This is a genomic window from Pseudomonas putida (genome assembly GCF_002906855.1).
GTDB classification, from domain to species: Bacteria; Pseudomonadota; Gammaproteobacteria; order Pseudomonadales; family Pseudomonadaceae; genus Aquipseudomonas; species Aquipseudomonas putida_N.
The window spans coordinates 1,098,492-1,121,227 of record NZ_MINI01000048.1; the positions used below are offsets into that span (position 1 = coordinate 1,098,492).

Consider the following 22,736-nt stretch of genomic DNA (forward strand, 5'->3'; position numbering starts at 1 on the left):
GCGCAATTCACCCCTCAATCTGGACACCGAAAAGCCTTGATACGCCTGCTGAAGTTCTTCTGGTGGTCTTTTGTCGCAGTCATCTGCGCGCTCGTACTCGGTGTGAGCGGTGCGTTTCTGTATCTTAGTCCCAACCTGCCGTCGGTCGATTCGCTCAGAAGCGTTCAGTTGCAAATCCCCCTGAGGGTATACAGCAGCGACGGTAAACTGATCGCCGAATTCGGCGAAATGCGCCGCTCGCCGATCCGTTTCGCGGAAATTCCACCACAGTTCATTCAGGCGCTTCTGTCAGCCGAGGACGACAATTTCCTCAATCACTACGGGGTCGACCCGAGCAGCCTGATGCGCGCCGCAACCCAGCTGGTGAAAACCGGTCATATCCAGACTGGCGGCAGCACCATCACCATGCAGGTGGCGAAGAACTTCTTCCTCAGCAGCGAGCGCAGCTTCTCGCGCAAGACCAACGAGATTCTCCTGGCCTTGCAGATCGAACGTGAGCTGACCAAGGACGAGATCCTCGAGCTGTACGTCAACAAGATTTACCTGGGCAACCGTGCCTACGGTATCGATGCGGCCGCGCAGGTGTATTACGGCAAGTCGATCCGTGACGTGAGCCTGGCGCAGATGGCGATGATCGCTGGCCTGCCCAAGGCGCCGTCGCGCTTCAACCCGCTGGCCAACCCGGTACGCGCCAAAGAGCGTCGTGACTGGATTCTCGGTCGCATGTACAAGCTCGGCAAGATCGACGAGGCGAGCTATCAGGCCGCCCTGGCCGAGCCGCTGAATGCCAGCTACCACGTGCCGACCCCTGAAGTGAATGCGCCCTACGTTGCCGAAATGGCCCGCGCCGAAATGGTTGGCCGCTATGGCAGCGACGCCTACACCGAAGGTTTCCGTGTCACCACCACCGTGCCGAGCGACATGCAGGAAATGGCCAACAAGGCCATTCTCAACGGCCTTACCGAATACGACGAGCGTCACGGCTATCGCGGCCCGGAAGCGCGCTTCCCGGGCAAGACGCACGCCGCGTGGCTGCAGGAGCTGAGCAAGCAGCGCAACCTCGGTGCGCTGGAGCCGGCCATCGTCACTCAGGTCGAGAAAAACGGCCTCAAGGTGCTGACCCGTGACGGCAAGGAAGAAATCGTTGCCTGGGACACCATGAAGTGGGCACGCCCGTTCATCAACACCAACTCTCAGGGCCGTGCGCCGCAGTCGCCTGCCGACGTTGCCCAGGTCGGTGACCTGGTCCGCCTGCAGCGCCTTGACGAAGGCAAGCTCAAGTTCAGCCAGGTACCCGGCGCGCAGAGCGCGCTGGTCACCCTCGACCCGTACAACGGCGCCATTCGCGCCCTGGTCGGCGGCTTCTCGTTCGAGCAGAGCAACTACAACCGTGCCATGCAGGCCAAGCGCCAGCCAGGCTCCAGCTTCAAGCCGTTCATCTATAGTGCGGCACTGGACAGCGGCTACACCGCCTCCAGCCTGGTCAACGATGCGCCTATCGTGTTCTTCGACCAGTACCAGAACAATGAGTGGCGACCCAAAAACGACACCAACACCTTCCTCGGCCCGATCCGACTCCGCGAAGCGCTGTACAAGTCGCGCAACCTGGTGTCGATCCGCCTGCTGCAGGCCATGGGCGTGGACCGTACCATCGACTACATCGCCAAGTTCGGTTTCAACAAGCAGGACCTGCCGCGCAACCTTTCGCTGGCGCTGGGCACTGCAACCCTGACGCCGATGGAGATCGCCACGGGCTGGAGCACCTTTGCCAACGGCGGCTACAAGATCAACCCGTACCTGATCGATCGCATCGAGAGCCGCAGCGGCGAGACCCTGTTCACCGCCAACCCGGCACGTGTGCCGCAAGGCGCCGAAGACCATGCCGGCCTCGCGGCACCAGAGCAGCCGATCAGCACCGCGGCCTTGCCTGGCGAGGCGCCGTCCGCTCTGGGCCAGATCGCCCCGCCACCGCAGACGCCCGCTATCGCCGAGCAGATCATCGATGGTCGCACCACCTATATTCTCACCAGCATGCTGCAGGATGTGATCAAGCGCGGTACTGGCCGCCGGGCATTGGCCCTGGGCCGTACTGACCTGGCCGGCAAGACAGGTACCACCAACGAATCCAAGGACGCCTGGTTCTCCGGCTACAACGCCGATTACGTGACCACCGTATGGGTCGGCTTCGACCAGCCGGAGACTCTCGGTCGCCGTGAGTACGGCGGCACTGCGGCGCTGCCGATCTGGATGAGCTTCATGGGTGCGGCACTGAAGGACAAGCCAAGCCATGCACCGGCGGAACCGGAAGGCATCCTCAGCCTGCGGGTCGACCCGGTCAGCGGCCGTGCCGCTTCGCCAAGCACGCCAGATGCCTACTTCGAGCTGTTCAAGGCCGAGGACTCACCACCGTCGGTAGATGAGCTGGGCAATGGCACTGCGCCAGGCAGCCCTCTGCCAGCGGACGAAGCAGCGCCGATGGATCTGTTCTGATCTGATCTGATCGAATGCTGGGGGCGCTTTGCGCCCCTTTCCGACCGGCAAACAAAAAGCCCCGACTCTTGCGAGCCGGGGCTTTTTTATGTCGCTACAGCTGCAATCAGCCGTTGAACACTTCATCCACGCTGTTCAGCGGGTAGTGTTTCGGATACGGCAGGGTAGCCACGCCGGATTCGATGGCAGCCTTGGCCACAGCGTCGGAAACGACGGTGATCAGGCGAGCGTCCAGTGGCTTCGGAATGATGTACTCGCGACCGAACTCCAGACCGTCAACACCGTAGGCCTCGCAGACTTCCTTCGGCACTGGCAGTTTGGCCAGGTCTTTCAGGGCGATGGCGGCGGCGATCTTCATTTCTTCGTTGATGCGCTTGGCGCGAACGTCCAGGGCACCACGGAAGATGAACGGGAAGCCCAGTACGTTGTTGACCTGGTTCGGGTAGTCGGAACGACCGGTAGCCATGATCACGTCGTTGCGAGTGGCGTGCGCCAGCTCTGGGGAAATTTCCGGGTCCGGGTTCGAGCAGGCGAACACGATCGGGTTGGCCGCCATCGACTTCAGGCCTTCCGGGCTTAGCAGGTTCGGGCCGGACAGGCCTACGAACACGTCAGCACCGTCCAGGGCATCAGCCAGGGTGCGCTTGTCGGTAGCGTGGGCGAACTGGGCCTTGTACTGATTCAGGTCGTCGCGGCCAGCGTGGATGACGCCACTGCGGTCGATCATGAAAATGTTTTCGACCTTGGCGCCCATGCTGACCAGCAACTTCATGCAGGAGATGGCGGCAGCGCCGGCACCCAGGCAGACGATCTTGGCGTCTTCCAGCTTCTTGCCGGCGATTTCCAGGGCGTTGATCATGCCGGCCGCGGTGACGATCGCGGTACCGTGCTGGTCATCGTGGAATACCGGAATGTCGCACTGCTCGATCAGGGTGCGTTCGATTTCGAAGCACTCTGGCGCCTTGATGTCTTCGAGGTTGATGCCACCGAAGGTGATCGAGATGCGCTTGACGGTGTCGATGAAAGCCTGCGGGCTTTCCGAATCGACTTCGATGTCGAACACGTCGATACCAGCGAAACGCTTGAACAGAACGCCCTTGCCTTCCATCACTGGCTTGGAGGCCAGTGGGCCGAGGTCACCCAGACCGAGGATGGCGGTGCCATCGGAAATAACCGCGACCAGGTTGCCCTTGCCGGTGTATTTGTAGGCCAGCTCAGGATCACGACCGATTTCGCGCACGGGTTCTGCAACGCCTGGGCTGTAGGCCAGGGCGAGATCACGGGCGGTGGCGGTGGGCTTGGAGAGCTCGACGCTCAGTTTCCCCGGACGAGGATGAGCGTGGTATTCGAGAGCGGCGGTTTTCAGGTCTGACATGGTGGGCATTCCGCTATTTACTGTTCTGACGGACCGCCGAGGATACGCAAAGAGCCGGGGAGCCACAAGACTGGTCAGTCACTTGTGTCAAGGCCTTTGGCCTACGACTTTAAGCTATCACGCACGGGGGCATTCGACTCACAGTGTGTACAATCTGATAGCGAACTGTCTACATCTTTTCAGCCTGAAGTACGCTGCAACATCCCGGGATCGGTCAGCGGCAACACCCAGCGTCGCTGCCCTGGCTTGAGCCCACCCTTGCGGGAACGATCCAGCACCCAGCCGCGTGCCTCGACCTGGCGTCCCTTGAGGTTAGCGAAGAAGCTGGCGGTGAAGGTGCGTTGCAGACGAGCGGGAATCTGCAACACCACGGCCTCATCCAGTTCGAGCCAGATACCGCCACGATTGCGCTCGATGCCACGTATGGTGCCAGCGACAATGGCGAACCCGGATTTACGGACATCCGCAGCCCTGCGCACTGGCGAGTTGCGCCACAGCCCGGCTCGCGCCTCGCGCGCCACCCGCTCGGCTGCTAGCTGGCAACCCGCCAGGCGCACATTGGGTGCCACCGCTACTCGATAGCCAAGCCCTTCGCTGAGCAGCCGTGCTTCAAGATTGTCGCCATTACGCCCATAGATGTTCGCCAGGGTGCGGCCGTACTTGTCCTTGCCCTCGACACCCAGCACCAGCCCGACGCGCCCGTCACTGGCGTTGACCAATGCCTGCAGGCGCTGCCTGGCAGCCTCGGCATAAGGTTCACTGGTACGCCCCTTGCGCCCGATCTCCGGGGCATTGATGCCGATCATGCGCACACTGCGACCGTCGGTCAGGCGCAGCGTGTCGCCATCCACCACTTGGCGGACTGCCACCTGCTGTGGCTTGTCGGGCACTGGGCAGAACGCCAGGGCCGGGAGTTGCCATATTGCGCCCACAAAAAAGGCGCCCACAAGGGGCGCCTTTTTCAGCAACAACGCGAAACCCGAAGGATTCGCCATGTGCATGATTACTTCTTGGTACCGAACATACCGAAGCGATCGGCGAACTTCTGTACGCGACCACCGGTGTCCAGGACTTTCTGCTTACCGGTGTAGAACGGGTGGCACAGGTTGCAAACGTCGATCGCCAGGGTGTTGCCCAGGGTCGAACGAGTTTCGAACTTGTTACCGCAGCTGCAGGTGACTGCAACTACTTCGTAGTTCGGGTGGATACCTTCTTTCATGGTCACTTCCTCGAGCTGCGTGCCGCCACCCAACACCTATTGTTGAATACCGCACGTAATTAGGCGGCGAATAATACCAGAGCACCACGCCAACGCAAGTTGTCGCTTGCACCGACCGTCGTCTGCTAGGCTCGCCAGTCTTTGAAACACCCTCTGAGACCTGCCGCGTGTCCGACGTCATCCTGCGCCTTGCCCTGCCCTCCCCATTGCGCCGCCTGTTCGACTACAAGGCGCCAGCAAGCATGGCACGCCAGGTGTTGACCCCAGGCATGCGCATCCGCGTCCCGTTCGGCCGCCGCGAAATGATCGGTGTGCTGGTGGAGGTGTGCGAGCAGAGCGAAGTGCCGGCCGACAAGCTCAAGCCCGCCAGTGCCTTGCTCGACCCTGTTTCGCCGATCCCGGCAGCGCTGTTCAAGCTGTGCTTATGGACTGCCCAGTACTACCAGCACAGCCTTGGCGACACCCTGAGCTGGGCGTTGCCCACGCTGCTGCGCCAGGGCGAACCTGCCGAAATGCGCCAGGAGCGCTTCTGGCACGTGGCACCCGGCGCACGCCTGGAAGACCCGCGCATCGCCCGCGCCCCGCGCCAGCGCGACGCTCTCAAGACCCTGGCCCAGCACCCGCACGGCGTGGCGCACAGCCTGCTGAGCAAGCTCAACCTGAACAAGGACAGCCTCGACCTGCTGCTGGCCAAGGAGCTGGTTCAGCTGGAAGTACGCCGCCACCTGCCGACGCACCGCCATGAACACTGGCTGGCACAGCCGGAACTGCCGCTCAATGAAGAACAGCGCGAGGCTTTCGACGCCGTGCGCGAGGGCTTTGACGGTTTCGGCGCCTTCCTGCTGGCCGGCGTCACCGGCAGCGGCAAGACCGAGGTTTACCTGCAACTGATTCGAGAAACCCTGGAGGCCGGCAAGCAAGCATTGGTGCTGATCCCCGAGATAAACCTCGGCCCGCAGACCCTGGCGCGCTTCGAGCAGCGCTTCAATGCCCGCATTGCCCTGCTGCATTCGGCCGTGAACGACCGCGAGCGCCTCGATGCCTGGCTGGCCGCCCGCGACGGCGAGGCCGATATCATCATCGGCACGCGTTCAGCGCTGTTCACGCCGATGAAAAACCCCGGCCTGATCATCATCGACGAAGAGCACGACGGCTCCTACAAACAGCAGGAAGGCCTGCGTTACCACGCCCGCGACCTCGCGCTGGTGCGCGCCCACCAGGAAAACATCCCGATCCTGCTCGGTTCCGCCACCCCCTCACTGGAAACCCTGCACAACGCACTCACCGGCCGCTATCGCCTGCTGCGCATGAACCAGCGCGCAGGTGGCGCCCGCCCACCGCGCATGCTGCGCCTGGATGTGAAGAGCCTGCCGCTGGACAGCGGTATCAGTGGCCCGCTGCAGCAGGCCATCCGTCAAACCCTGGAGGCCGGCCAGCAAGTCCTGGTGTTCCTCAACCGCCGTGGCTTTGCCCCGACCTTGCTGTGCCATGATTGCGGCTGGCTGTCCGAATGCCCCCGCTGCGATGCCCGCATGACCGTGCACCAGCGCTCTGGCGTGCTGCGTTGCCACCACTGTGGCTACGACGAGCGCCTGCCGCACCAGTGCCCGCAGTGCAACCACGTCGACCTGCGCCCCGTGGGCGCCGGTACCGAACGCGCCGAAGAACGCCTGAAAGTGATCTTCCCGGATTACCCGATCCTGCGCGTGGATCGCGACAGCACGGCGCGCAAGGACGCCATGCACACCTTGTTCACCACCATCCAGCGCGGCCAGCCAAGCATTCTGGTGGGCACCCAGATGCTGGCCAAAGGTCACCACTTCCCGCGGGTAACCCTGGTCGCCATTCTCGATGCCGACGGCGGGCTCTTCTCCGGCGACTTCCGCGCCAGCGAGCGCATGGCCCAGCTGATCGTCCAGGTGGCCGGCCGGGCCGGGCGTGCCGAAGAGCCCGGCAAGGTAATCATCCAGACGCATTTGGCCGATCACCCGCTGCTGGTGCAACTGACCGAACAAGGTTACTTCGCCTTTGCCGAACAAGCCCTGGACGAACGCCGCAATGCCGGGCTGCCACCGTTCTCTCACCTTGCCCTGCTGCGCGCCGAAGCACACAAGCCCGGCCAGGCTGAAAGCTTCCTCGACGAAGCCTGCGCCGCCGCCGAACGCCTGGTCGCCGAACAGCGCCTGCCCGGCATCGAACTGCTGGGGCCGGTGCCTGCGCCAATGGAGCGCCGCGCCGGACGTTTCAGGGCGCAACTATTGATTCAGGCCAATACCCGGGCCCCCTTGCATCGACTGATCAGCGCCTGGTTGCTAGTGTTGGAGCAACTGCCGAGCGGGCGCCAGGTACGCTGGTCGCTGGATGTCGACCCGGTCGACCTTTATTAAGCTTCTGCCCCAAAGGTTGGCAACCCGCCCCCAGCAACGGATAATGCCCAGTTTTTCCACCTGCGCATCCAGGCGCTCCACCGCGCTTGCGGTCGAAAAGAGATCCCCATGAAAGACACCATTCGCCAGCTGATCCAGCAAGCCCTCACCCAACTCGTCACCGACGGTGTGCTGCCTGAAGGGCTCTCGCCGGCGATCCAGGTGGAAAACGCCCGGGACAAGACCCACGGCGACTTCGCCAGCAACATCGCCATGATGCTGGCCAAGCCGGCCGGCATGAAGCCGCGCGACCTGGCCGAAAAACTGATCAACGCTCTGCCGGCGACCGCCGACATCAGCAAGGTCGAGATCGCTGGCCCAGGCTTCCTGAACTTCTTCCAGAACACCGACGCCCTGGCCAACCGCCTGGACGCCGCCCTGGCCGACGCCCACCTGGGCGCACGCAAAGCCGGCCCTGCGCAGAAGGTGGTGATCGACATGTCGGCACCGAACCTGGCCAAGGAGATGCACGTCGGCCACCTGCGTTCGACCATCATCGGTGACAGCGTCGCCCGTGTTCTGGAGTTCCTCGGCGACGACGTGATTCGCCAGAACCACGTGGGCGACTGGGGCACCCAGTTCGGCATGCTGCTGGCCTACCTGGAAGAAAACCCGATCACCAGCGACGAGCTGTCGGACCTGGAAAACTTCTACCGCGCCGCCAAGAAGCGCTTTGACGAGTCCGAAGCGTTCGCCACCCGCGCCCGCGGCCTTGTAGTCAAGCTGCAGGCCGGCGACCCAGACTGCATGGCCCTCTGGACGCGCTTCAAGGACATCTCGCTGTCGCACTGTCAGAAGACCTACGAGCTGCTCAACGTCAAACTGACCATGGCCGACGTGATGGGCGAAAGCGCCTACAACGACGACCTGGCCAACGTAGTGGCCGACCTCAAGGCCAAGGGCTTGCTGGTCGAAAGCCAGGGCGCACAATGCGTGTTCCTCGACGAATTCAAGAACAGCGACGGCGACCCGCTGCCAGTGATTGTGCAGAAGGCCGACGGCGGCTACCTGTACGCCACCACCGACCTGGCCGCCGTGCGCTACCGCAGCAACGTGCTCAAGGCCGACCGCGCCCTGTACTTCGTCGACCAGCGCCAGGCCCTGCACTTCAACCAGGTGTTCGAAGTGGCTCGCCGTGCCGGCTTCGTCGGCCACCCGATGCAGATGGAGCACATGGGCTTCGGCACCATGAACGGCGCCGACGGCCGCCCTTTCAAGACCCGCGACGGCGGCACCGTGAAGCTGATCGATCTGCTCACCGAGGCCAAGGAGCGCGCCTACGCGCTGGTCAAGGAAAAGAACCCGAGCCTGGCCGAAGACGAACTGCGCCACATCGCTGAAGTGGTGGGTATTGGTGCGGTGAAATACGCCGACCTGTCCAAGCACCGCACCAGCGACTACAGCTTCAACTTCGAACTGATGCTCAACTTCGAAGGCAACACCGCGCCTTATCTGCTGTATGCCTACACCCGCGTAGCCGGTGTGTTCCGCAAGCTGGGCAAGGGCTTCGACGAAGTCGACGGCAGCATCGTGCTGCAGGCCGCTCACGAACAGGACCTGGCCGCACGCCTGGCCCAGTTTGGCGAGATCCTCAACAGCGTCGCCGACAAGGGTACCCCGCACGTACTGTGCAGCTACCTGTATGACCTCGCCGGCCTGTTCTCGAGCTTCTACGAGAACTGCCCCATCCTCGCCGCCGAAACGCCGGAACAGCAGCAGAGCCGCCTGCGCCTGGCTGCCCTGACCGGCCGCACCCTCAAGCAAGGTCTGGAGCTGCTCGGCCTGGAAACCCTGGAGCGCATGTAAGTTGGCTGCCAAGAAAAAACCAGCGCCCAAACGCGGCGCCAGCCGTCAGACGGCCCCAGCCAAGCAGCCGATTCCCGGCTGGGTATGGCTGGCGGTCGGCCTGACGGTCGGCGCGTTCATCGTTTTCCTGATGAAGCTCGAACCCGGAGGCGGTGACATCAAGCGCACCAAACCCGAGCAGCAGAAGCCGGAGAAGGTGGCCGAGGCCAGCAAGTCGACCACCCCAGCAACACCTCAGCCGCCGGTGAAGCCGAAGTACGACTTCTACACCCTGCTGCCGGAATCCGAGGTGATCGTGCCGCCTGAGGCCGTGCCGGAGAAGACCCCGCCAGTACCTGCACAGCCGGTGACCCCGGTAACGCCAGCTGAAGCAGCGAAAATCGACACCGCTCGCGCCCAGGCCGCTCTGCTGGGGCAGACACCGCCCCCCGCGCCACCGGTGATCAAGCCAGCGGCGACCACGCAATACTTCCTGCAGGCCGGTTCGTTCCGCAAGCAGGCCGACGCCGACAAGGTCCGCGCGCAGATCATCCTGCTCGGCCAGGCAGTCAAGGTCGAGTCGGGTACCGTCAAGGAAGAAACCTGGTACCGCGTGCTGGTCGGGCCGTTCAGCAACCGTGAACAGCTGACCGTGGCGCAGAAACAGCTGGCGGGGGCCGGGTTCAGCAACTTGCTGCTGCAGCAGCGACAGACCCGCCAGTAACGAAAAAGGCCTTGCCGCACAGCGCGACAAGGCCTTTTTTGTGGGCGCCTCCCGCCCTATCGGCTACGGGAGTTGGCTTCGGAAATCTGGCTGTTCAAGGTCCAGAAGTCATACAGCACACCAACCAGGAACAGGCCGCCGGTGAAGAAGTAGATGATCGCCGAGATCCACTTGCCCTGGTACAGGCGATGCACACCAAAGATGCCCAGGAAGGTCAGCAGGATCCAGGCGATGTTGTAGTCGATACGGCCGGACTGGAAACGCATGTCCGCCTCACGGTCCATCGACGGAATCAGGAACAGGTCGATCAGCCAGCCGATGCCGAGCAGACCCAGGGTGAAGAACCAGATGGTGCCGGTGATCGGCTTGCCGTAGTAGAAACGGTGCGAGCCGGTAAAGCCGAATATCCACAGCAGGTAGCCGATGACCTTGCTGTGTGTGTCGTGATACGGCGCCCCTTGCTGATAACTGTTCATTCATAGCCCTCGTGGGTTATCCGAAAATTTTCTAAAGAAAAATGTGACTTTTTCATCGCAGCCCGACGTACGGCAGCATGACAATCGACCAACGGGCCTGAAATGGAGCAAAAAGCTGTTATAAAGTTGCGCGCCAACACACACATAACATTCATAAGAGCTTCATCTATGCCGCCTTTATTCAAGACATGGCTGACCCTCTGCCTATTATTGCCCCTGGCCGCCCACGCCACCAATCGTGAGCAACGTCTTCCCAATGGTTTCACCGGTTACACCAGCAATGCCTCGGTGAAACACGCGCCCGTCAAGCAGACCACGCTGCAGGCACGCTCGAACCATACTGGCAAGGGCCACAACCTGCCTGGCGTTGCGGCGATGTCGCCGAAGCAGAGCAGCGATGTGCTCAGCCGTGCGGTCAACGTGCTCGGTACCCCTTATGTTTGGGGCGGCAGCAACCCGAAAAAAGGGTTCGACTGCAGCGGGCTGGTCAAGTATGCGTTCAACGACGTGGCAGACGTCGACTTGCCGCGTACGTCCAATGCCATGGCCCAAGGCCACGGCGTGAAAGTGGCCAAGAGCGACCTCAAGCCAGGCGACCTGATCTTCTTCAATATAAAGAGCCGTCGGGTCAATCACGTTGCCATCTACCTGGGTAACGACCGCTTCATCCATGCCCCGCGTACCGGCAAGCGGGTGAGTATCGACAGCCTGAGCAAGCCTTACTGGCAGCAGCATTATGTGGTTGCCAAGCGGGTGCTGCCGAAAGAGCAGCAACAGCTGAGCCTGGCCAAGCGCTGATTCGATCGGCATTTTCCTGCACCGGCCCTTTCGCGGGGCAAGCCCGCTCCTACAGACCTGCGCAATATACCTGTAGGAGCGGGCTTGCCCCGCGAAGAGGCCTGCACAGGCACTACAAATCGCTGATCAACCCTTTCTCCCGCAGCGCTCGCATCGCCCCTTCCATCGTCCGCATTCCCTCCGCCGCCCCGGCCTGCATCACCGAACATAACTGCGCCATCCGCCCCTCGCGCACCATATTGCGTACCGCAGGCGTTGCCACTAACACTTCCCTCGCAGCCACCCGGCCGCCGCCCACACGCTTGACCAGCACCTGCGCCACCACCAGGCGCAACGACTCCGCCAGCATCGCCCGCACCAGCGGTTTCTCCTCTGCCGCAAATACCTCAACCAGCCGGTCAATGCTGCTGGCCGCCGACCGTGTATGCACCGTGGCCAGCACCAGATGCCCGGTCTCCGCGGCACGTAACGCCAGACGGATGGTTTGCAGATCGCGCAACTCGCCGATCATGATCACATCCGGGTCCTGGCGCAGGGCGCTGCGCAGCCCTTGGGCGAAGTCACGACAATGTCGGCCAATCTCACGCTGGTTGACCAGGCTGCGTTGGCTGCTGTGGATAACTTCAACCGGGTCTTCGAGGGTGATGACATGCAGCGCCCGCTCACGATTGAGCCGGTCGATCAGTGCCGCCAGGGTGCTCGACTTGCCGCTACCGGTCGGGCCGCCCACCAGCACCAGTCCATCCGTATGCTGCGCAACGGCTTGAAACACTTCTTCGAGGTCGAGCTCATCGACACTGGCAATACGTTTTGGAATCAGGCGAAGCGTGGCTGCCAGGCCGTTCAGTTGCCGAAACAGATTGAGACGAAAACGCCCCAGCGATGCCAGTTCCAGTGCCAGATCCAGCTCATCGCCCTGTATCCATTGCCGACACTGGCTTTCGTCGAGCAGCGGCGCCATTGCGTCGCTCAATGCGGCTGGCGTCACGCTCGGCAGCGCCATGCGCCGCAGCTCGCCGTCCACCCGTAGCATCGGTATCTCGCCCGCTGCCAGGTGCAGGTCGCTCGCCCCTGCATCCATGGCCCGGGCCAACAGGTCGGTCACGTCCATGAGACTCCCCAATAGCCATCAAGCAGGTAGAATGCCGAAGACCTCCAGAGCCGACGGCATTGATCCATGTCCACCATAGCAGACAACCTCTCCGCCCTCGCCGCCCGCATCCACAGCGCCGCCCAGGCTGCCGGACGCGACCCGGCCAGCGTCCAGCTGCTGGCGGTTAGCAAGACCAAACCGGCTAGCGCCATTCGCGAAATCCACGCCGCTGGCGTGCTTGATGTCGGTGAAAACTACCTGCAGGAAGCCCTGGCCAAGCAAGAAGAACTGCGCGACCTGCCCTTGATCTGGCACTTCATCGGCCCCATTCAGTCGAACAAGACCAAAGCCATTGCCGAACATTTCGACTGGGTACACTCCGTGGACCGCCTGAAGATTGCCCAACGCCTGTCCGAACAGCGCCCTACGGGCTTGGCGCCGCTGAACATCTGCCTGCAGGTGAACGTCAGCGGCGAAGACAGCAAGTCCGGTTGTGCCCCGGCCGACCTACCAGCGCTGGCCAAGGCCGTGGCGGCAATGCCCAACCTGCGCCTGCGCGGGCTGATGACGATCCCCGAGCCGACCGAAGACCGCGCCGCCCAGGAGGCCGCTTTCGCCCGCCTGCGCCAGCTTCAGGAAAGCCTGGGCCTTGGCCTGGACACCCTGTCGATGGGCATGAGCCACGATCTGGAAGCGGCCATCGCTCAAGGCGCGACCTGGGTACGTATCGGCACCACCCTGTTCGGCGCTCGCCATTACGGCCCCGTCTGATTCCATGCTTTACTCACTCTTTCCCTCAAGGACCTGACATGAGCAAGACACGTATTGCCTTTATCGGCGCCGGCAACATGGCCGCCAGCCTGATCGGCGGCCTGCGTGACCAAGGCCTGGACGCGGCGCAGATCCGTGCCAGCGACCCCGGCGCCGAGACCCGCAACCGCATCCAGGCCGAACACGGCATCGAGGCTTTCGAAGACAACGCCCAGGCCATTGCCGGTGCCGATGTGATCGTGCTGGCGGTGAAGCCGCAGGTCATGAAGGCCGTGTGCGAGGCACTGAAGCCGAACCTCGAAGCTGGCCAACTGATCGTCTCGATCGCCGCCGGCATCACCTGCGCCAGCCTGCAGACCTGGCTCGGCGCCCGCCCGGTGGTACGCTGCATGCCCAACACGCCAGCACTGCTGCGCCAGGGCGTCAGCGGCCTGTACGCCACCACTGAAGTGTCCGACGAGCAACGCCAGCAGGCCAAGGAGCTGCTGTCGGCAGTCGGCACGGCCTTGTGGCTGGAGCACGAGCAACAACTGGACGCCGTAACCGCGGTCTCAGGCAGTGGCCCGGCCTACTTCTTCCTGCTGATTGAAGCGATGACCGCTGCTGGCGAAAAACTGGGCCTGACACGCGAAACCGCCTCGCAACTGACCCTGCAAACCGCCCTGGGCGCCGCACGCATGGCCGTGGCCAGCGATGTCGACGCCGCTGAGCTGCGCCGCCGTGTCACCTCGCCAGCCGGCACCACCGAGGCTGCGATCAAGTCGTTCCAGGGCAATGGCTTCGAAGCCATCGTCGAGCAGGCGCTGGCAGCGGCGTCGAAGCGTTCCGCCGAGCTGGCCGAACAACTGGGCAAATAAGGAGCTGTTGATGAATGCACTGTCCGGCGCCGCGATCTTCGTGGTGCAAACTTTGGTCAGCCTGTACCTGGTGATCGTCCTGCTGCGCTTCGTGCTGCAGCTGGTCAAGGCCAACTTCTACAACCCGCTGAGCCAGTTCGCCGTGCGCGCGACCCAGCCACTGCTCAAACCGATCCGCCGGGTGATCCCCAGCATCGGTGGCCTGGACACCTCGTCGCTGCTGCTGGCGATCGTCATCCAGGCCCTGCTGATGGGCTTCGTGCTGATGGTCACCTACGGCACCTTCGGCGACGTCCTGCACTTGCTGATGTGGGCCATCATCGGCATCACCTCGCTGTTCCTGAAGATTTTCTGGGTGGCGATGATCGTCATGGTGATCGTTTCCTGGGTCGCACCGAACAGCCACAACCCGGCTGCCGAGCTGGCCTGGCAGATCAGCGAGCCGGTGCTGGCACCGTTCCGCCGCATCGTGCCCAACCTGGGCGGCATGGACATCTCGCCGATCTTCGCCTTCCTGGCGATCCAGGTGATCCAGTCGTTCGTCATGCCGCCGCTGGCCGCCTATGCCGGCATGCCACAGGAACTGTGGCGGATGATCTGACCCCATGCGCACCTGGCGGCAAGCCTTTGCTTGCCGCTGGGGGTAGCGCTCTTTAGACTTACGCCTCCGTCAAGCGTGAGCAGGGTCGATGTCCACTGTCCTTCCCGAAGATTCCGTCGGTCTGGTTACACCGCAAATTGCCCGGTTCGATCAACCGCTGGCCCTGGCCTGCGGCCGTTCGCTGAACAGCTACGAGCTGGTCTACGAGACCTATGGCACCCTGAACGCCAGCGCAAGCAATGCCGTGCTGATCTGCCATGCCCTGTCCGGCCATCACCATGCCGCTGGCTACCATGCCGCCACCGACCGCAAGCCGGGCTGGTGGGACAGTTGCATCGGCCCCGGCAAACCGATCGATACCAACCGCTTCTTCGTGGTCAGCCTGAACAACCTTGGCGGCTGCAATGGCAGCACTGGCCCGAGCAGCATCAACCCGGCCACCGGCAAGCCCTATGGCGCCGAGTTCCCGGTACTGACCGTGGAAGACTGGGTGCACAGCCAGGCGCGCCTGGCAGACCGCCTGGGCATCCAGCAGTGGGCGGCCATCGTCGGTGGCAGCCTGGGCGGCATGCAGGCCCTGCAGTGGACCATGACCTACCCCGATCGCGTGCGCCACTGCGTGGATATCGCCTCGGCACCCAAGCTGTCGGCGCAGAACATCGCCTTCAACGAAGTGGCGCGACAGGCCATCCTCACCGACCCAGAGTTCCACGGCGGCTCGTTCCAGGACCAGGGCGTGATCCCCAAGCGCGGCCTGATGCTGGCGCGCATGGTCGGCCACATCACTTACCTGTCCGACGACTCGATGGGTGAAAAATTCGGCCGCGAGCTGAAGAGCGACAAGCTCAACTACGACTTCCACAGCGTCGAATTCCAGGTCGAGAGCTACCTGCGCTACCAGGGCGAGGAGTTCTCCGGCCGTTTCGACGCCAACACCTACCTGCTGATGACCAAGGCCCTGGACTACTTCGACCCGGCCGCAGCCAATGGCGGCGACTTGGCTGCGACCCTGGCCCACGTCAAAGCGGATTACTGCATCATGTCGTTCACCACCGACTGGCGCTTCTCGCCGGCCCGCTCGCGGGAGATCGTCAACGCCCTGATGGCGGCCCGCAAGAACGTCTGTTATCTGGAGATCGACTCGCCTTACGGCCACGATGCCTTCCTGATCCCCACGCCTCGCTACATGCAGGGTTTCGCGAACTACATGAACCGCATCGCCATCTGAGGACAGCATGAGAGCCGATCTGGAAATCATCCACGACTGGATTCCCGCCGGCAGCCGGGTACTCGACCTGGGCTGCGGCAGTGGCGAGCTGCTGGCTTCGCTGCGTGACCGCAAGCAGGTCACCGGCTATGGCCTGGAGATCGACGCCGACAACATCGCCGCCTGCGTGGCCAAGGGCGTCAACGTCATCGAGCAGGACCTCGACAAGGGCCTGGGCAACTTTGCCAGCAACAGCTTCGACGTGGTGATCATGACCCAGGCCCTGCAGGCCGTGGAGTACCCTGACCGCATCCTCGACGAAATGCTGCGGGTGGGCCGCCAGTGCATCATCACCTTCCCCAACTTCGGCCACTGGCGCTGCCGCTGGTACCTGGCCACCAAGGGCCGCATGCCGGTTTCGGACTTCATGCCGTACACCTGGTACAACACGCCGAACATCCACTTCTGCACCTTCGCCGACTTCGAAGAGCTGTGCCATAAGCGCCGCGCCAAGGTCCTTGACCGCCTGGCCGTCGACCACTTGCACCGTAACGGGTGGGGTGGGCGGCTTTGGCCTAATCTTCTAGGTGAAATCGGCATCTATCGCGTCAGCAGCCCGGGCCTGCAGGAGCATCAACTGGCAGTCTGACGCCCACCGGAGGATTCGCACCATGCGTCGCCTAGCCCTGTTCCTGATCAGCCTGTGCCTGGCCCTGCCAGTGATGGCGGCCGATGCCGCCCGACCCGAGCGCAAGGAAGTCTTCGGCGACGTGACGGTGCACTACAGCGCCTTCACCTCGAGCATGCTGCAACCGGACATCGCCGCTGCCACCGGGCTCAACCGCAGCAAGAATCAAGGCGTGCTCAATATCGCCGTGCTCAAGGCCGACAAGCCCGCCATGGCGGTGGTCAGCGGCACGGTGAAGGACCTGACCGGGCGTACCAACCCGCTGTCGTTCAAGCAGATAACCGACCAGGGTGCGGTGTACTACATCGCCCAGTTCAAGATCGAGCAGGCCGAGACCCTGACCTTCGACCTGAATGTCGAAACCGGCGGGGTCAGCCATCAACTCAGTTTCAACCAGGAAGTGTTCCCAGGCGAATGATGAATTTCCAGCAACTCGTATTGGCCAGCCACAACGCTGGCAAACTCAAGGAACTCCAGGCCATGCTCGGCCAATCCGTGCAGCTGCGCTCGATTGGTGAGTTCAGCGAGGTTGAGCCCGAAGAGACCGGCCTATCGTTCGTCGAAAACGCCATCCTCAAAGCCCGTAATGCTGCGCGCATCTCCGGCCTGCCGGCCTTGGCCGACGATTCCGGCCTGGCCGTGGACTTCCTCGGTGGCGCGCCGGGCATCTACTCGGCGCGCTATGCCGATGGCAAGGGTGACGCGGCGAACAACGCCAAACTGCTCGAAGCCCTGAAGGACGTGCCGTCTGAACAGCGCGGCGCCCAGTTCGTCTGCGTGCTGGCCCTGGTGCGCCACGCCGATGACCCGCTGCCGATCCTTTGCGAAGGACTGTGGCACGGCAGTATCCTGTTCGAGGCCAGCGGCGAGCATGGCTTCGGCTATGACCCGCTGTTCTGGGTGCCGGAGCGCAAGTGCTCCAGCGCCGACCTCGCCCCTGTGGATAAGAACCAGCTCAGCCACCGCGCCCGCGCCATGGCCCTGCTGCGTCAACGTCTGGGCCTGGCATGATCGCAACGCTGTCCCAAGCTGGCGCGGTGGCGCTCACCAGCCTGCCGCCGCTGGCGCTGTACATCCACATCCCGTGGTGTGTACGCAAATGCCCTTACTGCGACTTCAACTCCCACGCCGCCGGGCCTGAGCTGCCGGAAGAGGCCTACGTCGACGCCCTGTTGACCGATCTCGACCTGGAACTGGCCGCCGTGCAGGGCCGGACCTTGTCGTCGATCTTCTTCGGCGGCGGTACGCCAAGCCTGTTCAGTGCCAATGCCCTGGGGCGCCTGCTGCGTGGCGTGGAGCAACGCATCCCGTTCGCTGCGGACATCGAGATCACGCTCGAGGCCAACCCAGGTACCTTCGAGCAAGAGAAGTTCAAGGCCTACCGGCAGACCGGCATCAATCGCCTGTCGATCGGCGTGCAGAGCTTCCAGCCGGCCAAACTGGAAGCGCTAGGGCGTATCCACAATGGCGACGAGGCGATCCGCGCTGCTGGCATGGCGCGTGCCGCCGGCTTCGACAACTTCAACATGGACCTGATGCACGGCCTGCCCGACCAGTCGCTGGACGACGCCCTCGGCGACCTGCGCCAGGCCATCGACCTGGGGCCGACCCACCTGTCGTGGTACCAGCTGACCGTCGAACCGAACACGGTGTTCTGGAACCAGCCGCCGGAGCTGCCTGAAGACGATATCCTCTGGGACATCCAGGAGGCCGGCCAGGCACTGATGGCGGCCAACGGCTTCAAGCAGTATGAGGTTTCGGCCTATGCCCAGGCTGGCCGTGCTGCCCGGCACAACCTCAACTACTGGCGTTTTGGCGATTTCATCGGCATCGGTGCCGGGGCGCACGGCAAGCTGACCTTCGCCGATGGCCGCATCCTGCGCACCTGGAAGACCCGCCTGCCCAAGGACTACCTGAACCTGGCCAAGCCGTTCAAGGCCGGCGAGAAGCTGCTGCCGGTGGACGAGCTGCCGTTCGAGTTCCTGATGAACGCCCTGCGCCTCACCGATGGCGTAGAAGCCGAGCTGTTCACCCAGCGCACCGGGCTGCCTCTGGCACAGCTGGCCGAGGCCCGTCGCGCCGCCGAACAAAAGGGCCTTTTGCAGGTCGAACCGGATCGACTGGTGGCCACGCCGCGCGGCCAACTGTTCCTCAATGACCTGCTGCAGTATTTCTTGACCTAAGGATGACCCATGGATCTGGTACTTGATCTGCTCGCCACGGTTTCCCGCTGGAGCCGCAGCAACCTGTCAGAGATTTCCCTGGCACTGGTAGGCTGCCTGCTGGTGCTGTTCGGCACCGATATCAAAGGCTGGGTGGACCAGCGCCTTGGTGCCCTGGCGGGCGCGCTGCGGGTGCCGGTGATGGCTGCCCTGGTGATGATCGGCAGTGGGGCGGCACTGATCTATGCCACGCCGTGGGTGGTGAAGGGGTTGGGGCAGTTCAACAACTATGCACTCGCGCCGGTGTTGTTGGTCGTGCTGGTGTTGATTGGCGTGGTGGCTGACCGCCGCGGGTGAACCTGCTAAAAGCTGCCCCGGGGAACCAGGGCAGCCCTACCACCTGACTAGCCCTTACTGGGCATCGTCAAAGTGATCGCGCATGAAGTCTCGAACGGTCTTGAGCACAGTCAAGATCCGGATGAGCTTCCAGACGCGGCTCAGCGCATCAAGCAAACGCTTCATATGCCTTGGCCTCCGTGTTGGCGGGCCAATCTTCCAGCATCTAACCGGCGCTTCGATGCCTTCGAAAAACCGTGTGGCAGCTTTCGGTGAAGTGGCCAGGTCAATGGCCCTTCGAACAATTCACCGGCACGGTTCTCAGGCCGTGTCGAAGGGGCCGGAAAGCAGAATTCTTCGTCTACCCGGCCCATCACCGAAATTATCCACACTGGAGCAACGCGATGATACTTGGGATATGCGGTCGAAGCTGTTAACCACTCCGACACACTTGATGCTGAATATGTCTGATCATTGACCCATCGTCTCAGGCTGCCTATGATCCTCTGACCGTGTGGTGGCTTTCGGTGAAGCCCCGAAGCGAAGGATACTCAGTCCTGTCGCTCCTAAAAAAACCGCTCTTCTCAGAGCGGTTTTTTTTCGCCTGCATTTCTACAAGCCTCAGCATATCGAAAGGCTCAATCCGCCAATCAATCCACCTTCTCGAACTTCAAATCCCACACCCCATGCCCCAGCCGTTCGCCGCGGCGTTCGAACTTGGTGATCGGGCGCTCTTCCGGGCGCGGCACATAGGTGCCGTCTTCCGCACGGTTGCGATAGCCAGGGGCGGCGCTCATCACTTCCAGCATGTACTCGGCATACGGCTCCCAGTCGGTCGCCATGTGGAACACGCCACCGGGCTTGAGCTTGCGGCGCACCAGCTCGGCGAACTCCAGCTGGACGATGCGGCGCTTGTGGTGACGCGCCTTGTGCCATGGGTCAGGGAAGAACAGCATCAGGCGGTCAAGGCTGTTGTCGGCCACGCAGCGGTTGAGCACCTCGATGGCGTCGCAGTCGTACACCCGCAGGTTCTTCAGGCCTTGGGTCAGCACGCCATTGAGCAGCGCGCCAACACCTGGACGGTGCACTTCGACACCGATGAAGTCCTGTTCAGGCGCGGCAGCGGCCATTTCCAGCAGGGAATGGCCCATGCCGAAGCCGATCTCCAGGGTACGCGGCGCCGAACGGCCAAACACCTGGTCATAGTCCACCGGGCTGTCGGCCAGCGGCAGGATGAACTGCGGGCCGCCCTGGTCGAGGCCGCGTTGCTGGCCTTCGGTCATGCGCCCGGCGCGCATCACGAAGCTCTTGATGCGGCGGTGTGGGCGCTGGTCGCCGTCGGCGGAGATCGGCGTATCTTGCGAGTCAGTCATCAGGGGCTCTTACTTGATCAGACCATCCAGCGGCGAAGAGGCGCTGGCATAAAGTTTTTTCGGCATGCGGCCGGCCAGGTAGGCCATGCGGCCAGCAAGGATAGCGTGCTTCATGGCCTCGGCCATCAGCACCGGCTGCTGGGCGTGGGCAATGGCCGAGTTCATCAGTACGGCTTCACAGCCCATTTCCATGGCGATGGTGGCATCGGAGGCGGTACCGACACCCGCGTCAACCAGCACCGGCACCTTGGACTCTTCCAGAATGATCTGCAGGTTGTACGGGTTGCAGATGCCCAGGCCAGTGCCGATCAGGCCGGCCAGCGGCATCACCGCGATGCAGCCGGCTTCGGCCAGCTGCCGGGCGATGATCGGGTCGTCGCTGGTGTAGACCATCACGTCGAACCCGTCCTTGACCAGCACTTCGGCGGCCTTGAGGGTTTCGATCACGTTGGGGAACAGGGTTTTCTGGTCGGCCAGCACTTCCAGTTTCACCAGGGTGCGCGACTCGTGGGACTTGTGGCCATCGAGCAGCTCACGGGCCAGGCGGCAGGTACGCACCGCCTCGACAGCGTCAAAGCAACCTGCGGTGTTTGGCAGGATGGTGTACTTGTCGGGCGACAGCACGTCGAGCAGGTTCGGCTCACCCGCATTCTGGCCAAGGTTGGTCCGGCGCACGGCCACGGTGACGATCTCGGCACCCGAGGCCTCGGTGGCCAGGCGGGTTTCTTCCATGTCACGGTACTTGCCGGTGCCGACCAGCAGGCGCGACTGGAAAGTGCGCCCGGCCAGGATGAAGGGCTTGTCGCTACGAACGTTGCTCATCGTTGTTCCTCGGGAAAGATTGCTGGGCTTGCAGGTGAATCGCCGGGCCGGGCTCAGCCGCCGCCGATGGCGTGGACCACTTCGACCTGGTCGCCTTCGTTCAGCTGCGTGCTGTCGTGCTGGCTACGCGGCACGATATCCAGGTTGAGTTCCACCGCTACCCGGCGCCCGGTCAGTTCCAGGCGGGTCAGCAGGGCTGCGACGCTTTCGCCAGCAGGCAATTCGTAAGGTTCACCGTTCAGTTGAATGCGCATGCGCACGGCCACCATTGTTCTTTGGGGCCCGCATTCTAGCGCCGATCCACGCATGAACCCAAGGGCACCGCACGCCATTAGTCGCGATAGTGGACCGTTTGGTCAGCCCAGGCGCCAGGCAGCCAGGCCCAGGCACAGCCAACCGGCGAGGAAGCACAGGCCGCCGATCGGGGTGATGATGCCCAGTTTGACCAGGCCGCTGAGGGTCAGCAGGTACAGGCTACCGGAGAACAGCACGATCCCCAGGGCGAACAGACCGCCGGCCCAGCCGACCAGGCGCCCCGGCAGGTGCGCTGACAGCACGGCGACACCGAAGATCGCCAGGGCATGCACTAGCTGATAGGTCACTCCCGTGTGGAATATGGCCAGGTAATCGGCCGTCAGACGGTTCTTCAGCCCATGTGCGGCGAATGCGCCCAGGGCGACGCCGGTAAAGCCAAAGAAGGCAGCGAGCATGAGGAAGCTGCGAAGCATGGGACGACTCCTGGTATCGGGTCTGTATAATGGCCCGTTCCACCGGTCCGGCCAAGCCATTGCCATGCTGTCATCCATTCTCCGCCGCCTCGCCCGCGCTCTGCTCTGGTTCGCTGCCGGCAGCATCGTGCTGGTGCTGGTGTTTCGCTGGGTACCACCGCCTGGCACGGCCTTGATGCTCGAGCGCAAGGTGCAATCATGGGTGAGTGGCGAACCGATCGACCTGCAGCGCGACTGGGAACCGTGGGAGAACATCTCCGACGAGCTCAAGGTGGCGGTCATCGCCGGAGAAGACCAGAAGTTCGCCAACCATTGGGGCTTCGACATTCCGGCCATCCAGGCGGCGCTGGCGTACAACGAGCGTGGCGGCAGCATTCGTGGCGCCAGCACCCTGACTCAGCAGGTGGCCAAGAACCTGTTCCTGTGGTCGGGTCGCAGCTATTTCCGCAAGGGCCTGGAGGCCTGGTTCACCGCCCTGATCGAACTGTTCTGGTCGAAGGAGCGGATTCTCGAGGTCTACCTGAACAGCGCCGAGTGGGGCAAAGGCGTGTTCGGTGCCCAGGCTGCGGCGCGTTATCACTTTGGCGTGGATGCCAGCCGACTGACCCGCCAGCAGGCCGCTCAGCTGGCCGCGGTGCTGCCGAGCCCGATCAAATGGAGTGCCAGCCGGCCCAGCGCCTATGTGGCCAGCCGGGCAGGCTGGATTCGCCGGCAGATGAGCCAGCTGGGCGGGCCCAGCTACCTGATGCAACTGGACAGCTCGCGCAGGCCATGAGGCTCAACAAAAAAGCCGCTCACCCTCTCG

General features: G+C 63.1%; 24 protein-coding genes. 15 read left to right on the plus strand and 9 right to left on the minus strand.

Annotated elements, in window-relative coordinates; all coding sequences use genetic code 11:
• Nucleotides 1-36: 36 nt before the first annotated feature.
• Nucleotides 37-2,490 carry a penicillin-binding protein 1A gene (locus BGP85_RS27735; protein WP_103446067.1) on the plus strand — a complete coding sequence of 818 codons (2,454 nt, stop codon included), beginning with the start codon at nucleotides 37-39 and terminating at the stop codon, nucleotides 2,488-2,490.
• Between the two features lie 106 nt (nucleotides 2,491-2,596).
• Here BGP85_RS27735 and BGP85_RS27740 read toward each other — a convergent pair whose 3' ends face one another.
• From BGP85_RS27740 to rpmE, 3 genes are all read right to left on the minus strand, one after another.
• Nucleotides 2,597-3,865 (minus strand): malic enzyme-like NAD(P)-binding protein, encoded by a 1,269-nt coding sequence (locus tag BGP85_RS27740; RefSeq protein ID WP_103446068.1) that lies wholly within the window; start codon nucleotides 3,863-3,865, stop codon nucleotides 2,597-2,599.
• Between the two features lie 179 nt (nucleotides 3,866-4,044).
• Nucleotides 4,045-4,866, minus strand: coding sequence for a thermonuclease family protein (locus BGP85_RS27745; RefSeq protein WP_103446070.1), 822 nt, complete (start codon nucleotides 4,864-4,866; stop codon nucleotides 4,045-4,047).
• A 2-nt stretch (nucleotides 4,867-4,868) separates the two neighbouring features.
• The gene (gene rpmE / locus BGP85_RS27750; RefSeq protein WP_027920990.1) at nucleotides 4,869-5,084 is read right to left on the minus strand and encodes a 50S ribosomal protein L31; all 216 of its coding nucleotides are present in this window, start codon (nucleotides 5,082-5,084) and stop codon (nucleotides 4,869-4,871) included.
• A gap of 167 nt (nucleotides 5,085-5,251) precedes the next feature.
• On the opposite strand from rpmE, the gene BGP85_RS27755 reads away from it, so the two are divergent.
• The 3 genes from BGP85_RS27755 to BGP85_RS27765 all read left to right on the plus strand — a co-directional run bounded on the left by BGP85_RS27755 (nucleotide 5,252) and on the right by BGP85_RS27765 (nucleotide 10,019).
• A complete protein-coding gene (locus BGP85_RS27755; protein WP_103446072.1) occupies nucleotides 5,252-7,471 on the plus strand; it encodes a primosomal protein N' in 2,220 nt (739 codons plus the stop codon).
• A gap of 108 nt (nucleotides 7,472-7,579) precedes the next feature.
• Nucleotides 7,580-9,316 (plus strand): arginine--tRNA ligase, encoded by a 1,737-nt coding sequence (argS, locus tag BGP85_RS27760; protein WP_103446074.1) that lies wholly within the window; start codon nucleotides 7,580-7,582, stop codon nucleotides 9,314-9,316.
• Between the two features lies 1 nt (nucleotide 9,317).
• Nucleotides 9,318-10,019, plus strand: a complete 702-nt coding sequence (locus BGP85_RS27765) for an SPOR domain-containing protein (RefSeq protein ID WP_103446075.1) — start codon at nucleotides 9,318-9,320, stop codon at nucleotides 10,017-10,019.
• 56 nt (nucleotides 10,020-10,075) lie between these two features.
• Here BGP85_RS27765 and BGP85_RS27770 read toward each other — a convergent pair whose 3' ends face one another.
• Complete coding sequence (locus BGP85_RS27770; RefSeq protein WP_103446076.1) at nucleotides 10,076-10,495, minus strand: NINE protein; 420 nt, start codon at nucleotides 10,493-10,495, stop codon at nucleotides 10,076-10,078.
• Between the two features lie 168 nt (nucleotides 10,496-10,663).
• On the opposite strand from BGP85_RS27770, the gene BGP85_RS27775 reads away from it, so the two are divergent.
• Nucleotides 10,664-11,293: a C40 family peptidase gene (locus BGP85_RS27775; RefSeq protein WP_103446078.1), complete on the plus strand. Its 630-nt coding sequence runs from the start codon at nucleotides 10,664-10,666 to the stop codon at nucleotides 11,291-11,293.
• Between the two features lie 112 nt (nucleotides 11,294-11,405).
• Here the strand turns inward: BGP85_RS27775 and BGP85_RS27780 are convergent, their stop codons facing one another.
• Nucleotides 11,406-12,404: a type IV pilus twitching motility protein PilT gene (locus BGP85_RS27780; RefSeq protein WP_103446081.1), complete on the minus strand. Its 999-nt coding sequence runs from the start codon at nucleotides 12,402-12,404 to the stop codon at nucleotides 11,406-11,408.
• Between the two features lie 66 nt (nucleotides 12,405-12,470).
• Between BGP85_RS27780 and BGP85_RS27785 the strand changes: the two genes are divergently transcribed.
• The 9 genes from BGP85_RS27785 (at nucleotide 12,471) to BGP85_RS27825 (ending at nucleotide 19,029) form a co-directional block, all read left to right on the plus strand.
• A complete protein-coding gene (locus BGP85_RS27785; protein WP_103446083.1) occupies nucleotides 12,471-13,157 on the plus strand; it encodes a YggS family pyridoxal phosphate-dependent enzyme in 687 nt (228 codons plus the stop codon).
• Nucleotides 13,158-13,195: 38 nt separating this feature from the next.
• Nucleotides 13,196-14,014, plus strand: a complete 819-nt coding sequence (gene proC, locus BGP85_RS27790) for a pyrroline-5-carboxylate reductase (RefSeq protein WP_103446085.1) — start codon at nucleotides 13,196-13,198, stop codon at nucleotides 14,012-14,014.
• Between the two features lie 10 nt (nucleotides 14,015-14,024).
• Nucleotides 14,025-14,615 carry a YggT family protein gene (locus tag BGP85_RS27795; RefSeq protein ID WP_027920981.1) on the plus strand — a complete coding sequence of 197 codons (591 nt, stop codon included), beginning with the start codon at nucleotides 14,025-14,027 and terminating at the stop codon, nucleotides 14,613-14,615.
• 88 nt (nucleotides 14,616-14,703) lie between these two features.
• Nucleotides 14,704-15,843 carry a homoserine O-succinyltransferase MetX gene (metX, locus tag BGP85_RS27800; RefSeq protein ID WP_103446087.1) on the plus strand — a complete coding sequence of 380 codons (1,140 nt, stop codon included), beginning with the start codon at nucleotides 14,704-14,706 and terminating at the stop codon, nucleotides 15,841-15,843.
• Nucleotides 15,844-15,850: 7 nt separating this feature from the next.
• On the plus strand, nucleotides 15,851-16,471 hold the full coding sequence (gene metW / locus BGP85_RS27805) for a methionine biosynthesis protein MetW (protein ID WP_103446089.1): 621 nt from the start codon (nucleotides 15,851-15,853) through the stop codon (nucleotides 16,469-16,471).
• A 22-nt stretch (nucleotides 16,472-16,493) separates the two neighbouring features.
• Nucleotides 16,494-16,928: a DUF4426 domain-containing protein gene (locus BGP85_RS27810; protein ID WP_103446091.1), complete on the plus strand. Its 435-nt coding sequence runs from the start codon at nucleotides 16,494-16,496 to the stop codon at nucleotides 16,926-16,928.
• Nucleotides 16,925-17,521, plus strand: a complete 597-nt coding sequence (gene rdgB / locus BGP85_RS27815) for an RdgB/HAM1 family non-canonical purine NTP pyrophosphatase (RefSeq protein ID WP_103446092.1) — start codon at nucleotides 16,925-16,927, stop codon at nucleotides 17,519-17,521. The genes BGP85_RS27810 and rdgB overlap by 4 nt, the downstream gene beginning before the upstream one ends.
• Nucleotides 17,518-18,693: a radical SAM family heme chaperone HemW gene (hemW, locus tag BGP85_RS27820; RefSeq protein ID WP_103446093.1), complete on the plus strand. Its 1,176-nt coding sequence runs from the start codon at nucleotides 17,518-17,520 to the stop codon at nucleotides 18,691-18,693. The genes rdgB and hemW overlap by 4 nt, the downstream gene beginning before the upstream one ends.
• Before the next feature lie 9 nt (nucleotides 18,694-18,702).
• The gene (locus BGP85_RS27825; protein WP_027920975.1) at nucleotides 18,703-19,029 is read left to right on the plus strand and encodes a DUF3392 family protein; all 327 of its coding nucleotides are present in this window, start codon (nucleotides 18,703-18,705) and stop codon (nucleotides 19,027-19,029) included.
• A gap of 629 nt (nucleotides 19,030-19,658) precedes the next feature.
• Here BGP85_RS27825 and trmB read toward each other — a convergent pair.
• The 4 genes from trmB to BGP85_RS27845 all read right to left on the minus strand — a co-directional run bounded on the left by trmB (nucleotide 19,659) and on the right by BGP85_RS27845 (nucleotide 21,931).
• Nucleotides 19,659-20,381: a tRNA (guanosine(46)-N7)-methyltransferase TrmB gene (gene trmB, locus BGP85_RS27830; RefSeq protein WP_103446094.1), complete on the minus strand. Its 723-nt coding sequence runs from the start codon at nucleotides 20,379-20,381 to the stop codon at nucleotides 19,659-19,661.
• A gap of 9 nt (nucleotides 20,382-20,390) precedes the next feature.
• On the minus strand, nucleotides 20,391-21,203 hold the full coding sequence (locus tag BGP85_RS27835; protein WP_027920973.1) for a thiazole synthase: 813 nt from the start codon (nucleotides 21,201-21,203) through the stop codon (nucleotides 20,391-20,393).
• Nucleotides 21,204-21,256: 53 nt separating this feature from the next.
• Complete coding sequence (thiS, locus tag BGP85_RS27840) at nucleotides 21,257-21,457, minus strand: sulfur carrier protein ThiS (RefSeq protein WP_033696634.1); 201 nt, start codon at nucleotides 21,455-21,457, stop codon at nucleotides 21,257-21,259.
• A gap of 102 nt (nucleotides 21,458-21,559) precedes the next feature.
• Nucleotides 21,560-21,931 (minus strand): DUF423 domain-containing protein, encoded by a 372-nt coding sequence (locus BGP85_RS27845; protein ID WP_103446095.1) that lies wholly within the window; start codon nucleotides 21,929-21,931, stop codon nucleotides 21,560-21,562.
• 64 nt (nucleotides 21,932-21,995) lie between these two features.
• Here BGP85_RS27845 and mtgA point away from each other — a divergent pair, with 64 nt between their 5' ends.
• Nucleotides 21,996-22,706 carry a monofunctional biosynthetic peptidoglycan transglycosylase gene (gene mtgA, locus BGP85_RS27850; RefSeq protein ID WP_103446242.1) on the plus strand — a complete coding sequence of 237 codons (711 nt, stop codon included), beginning with the start codon at nucleotides 21,996-21,998 and terminating at the stop codon, nucleotides 22,704-22,706.
• Nucleotides 22,707-22,736: the final 30 nt, after the last annotated feature.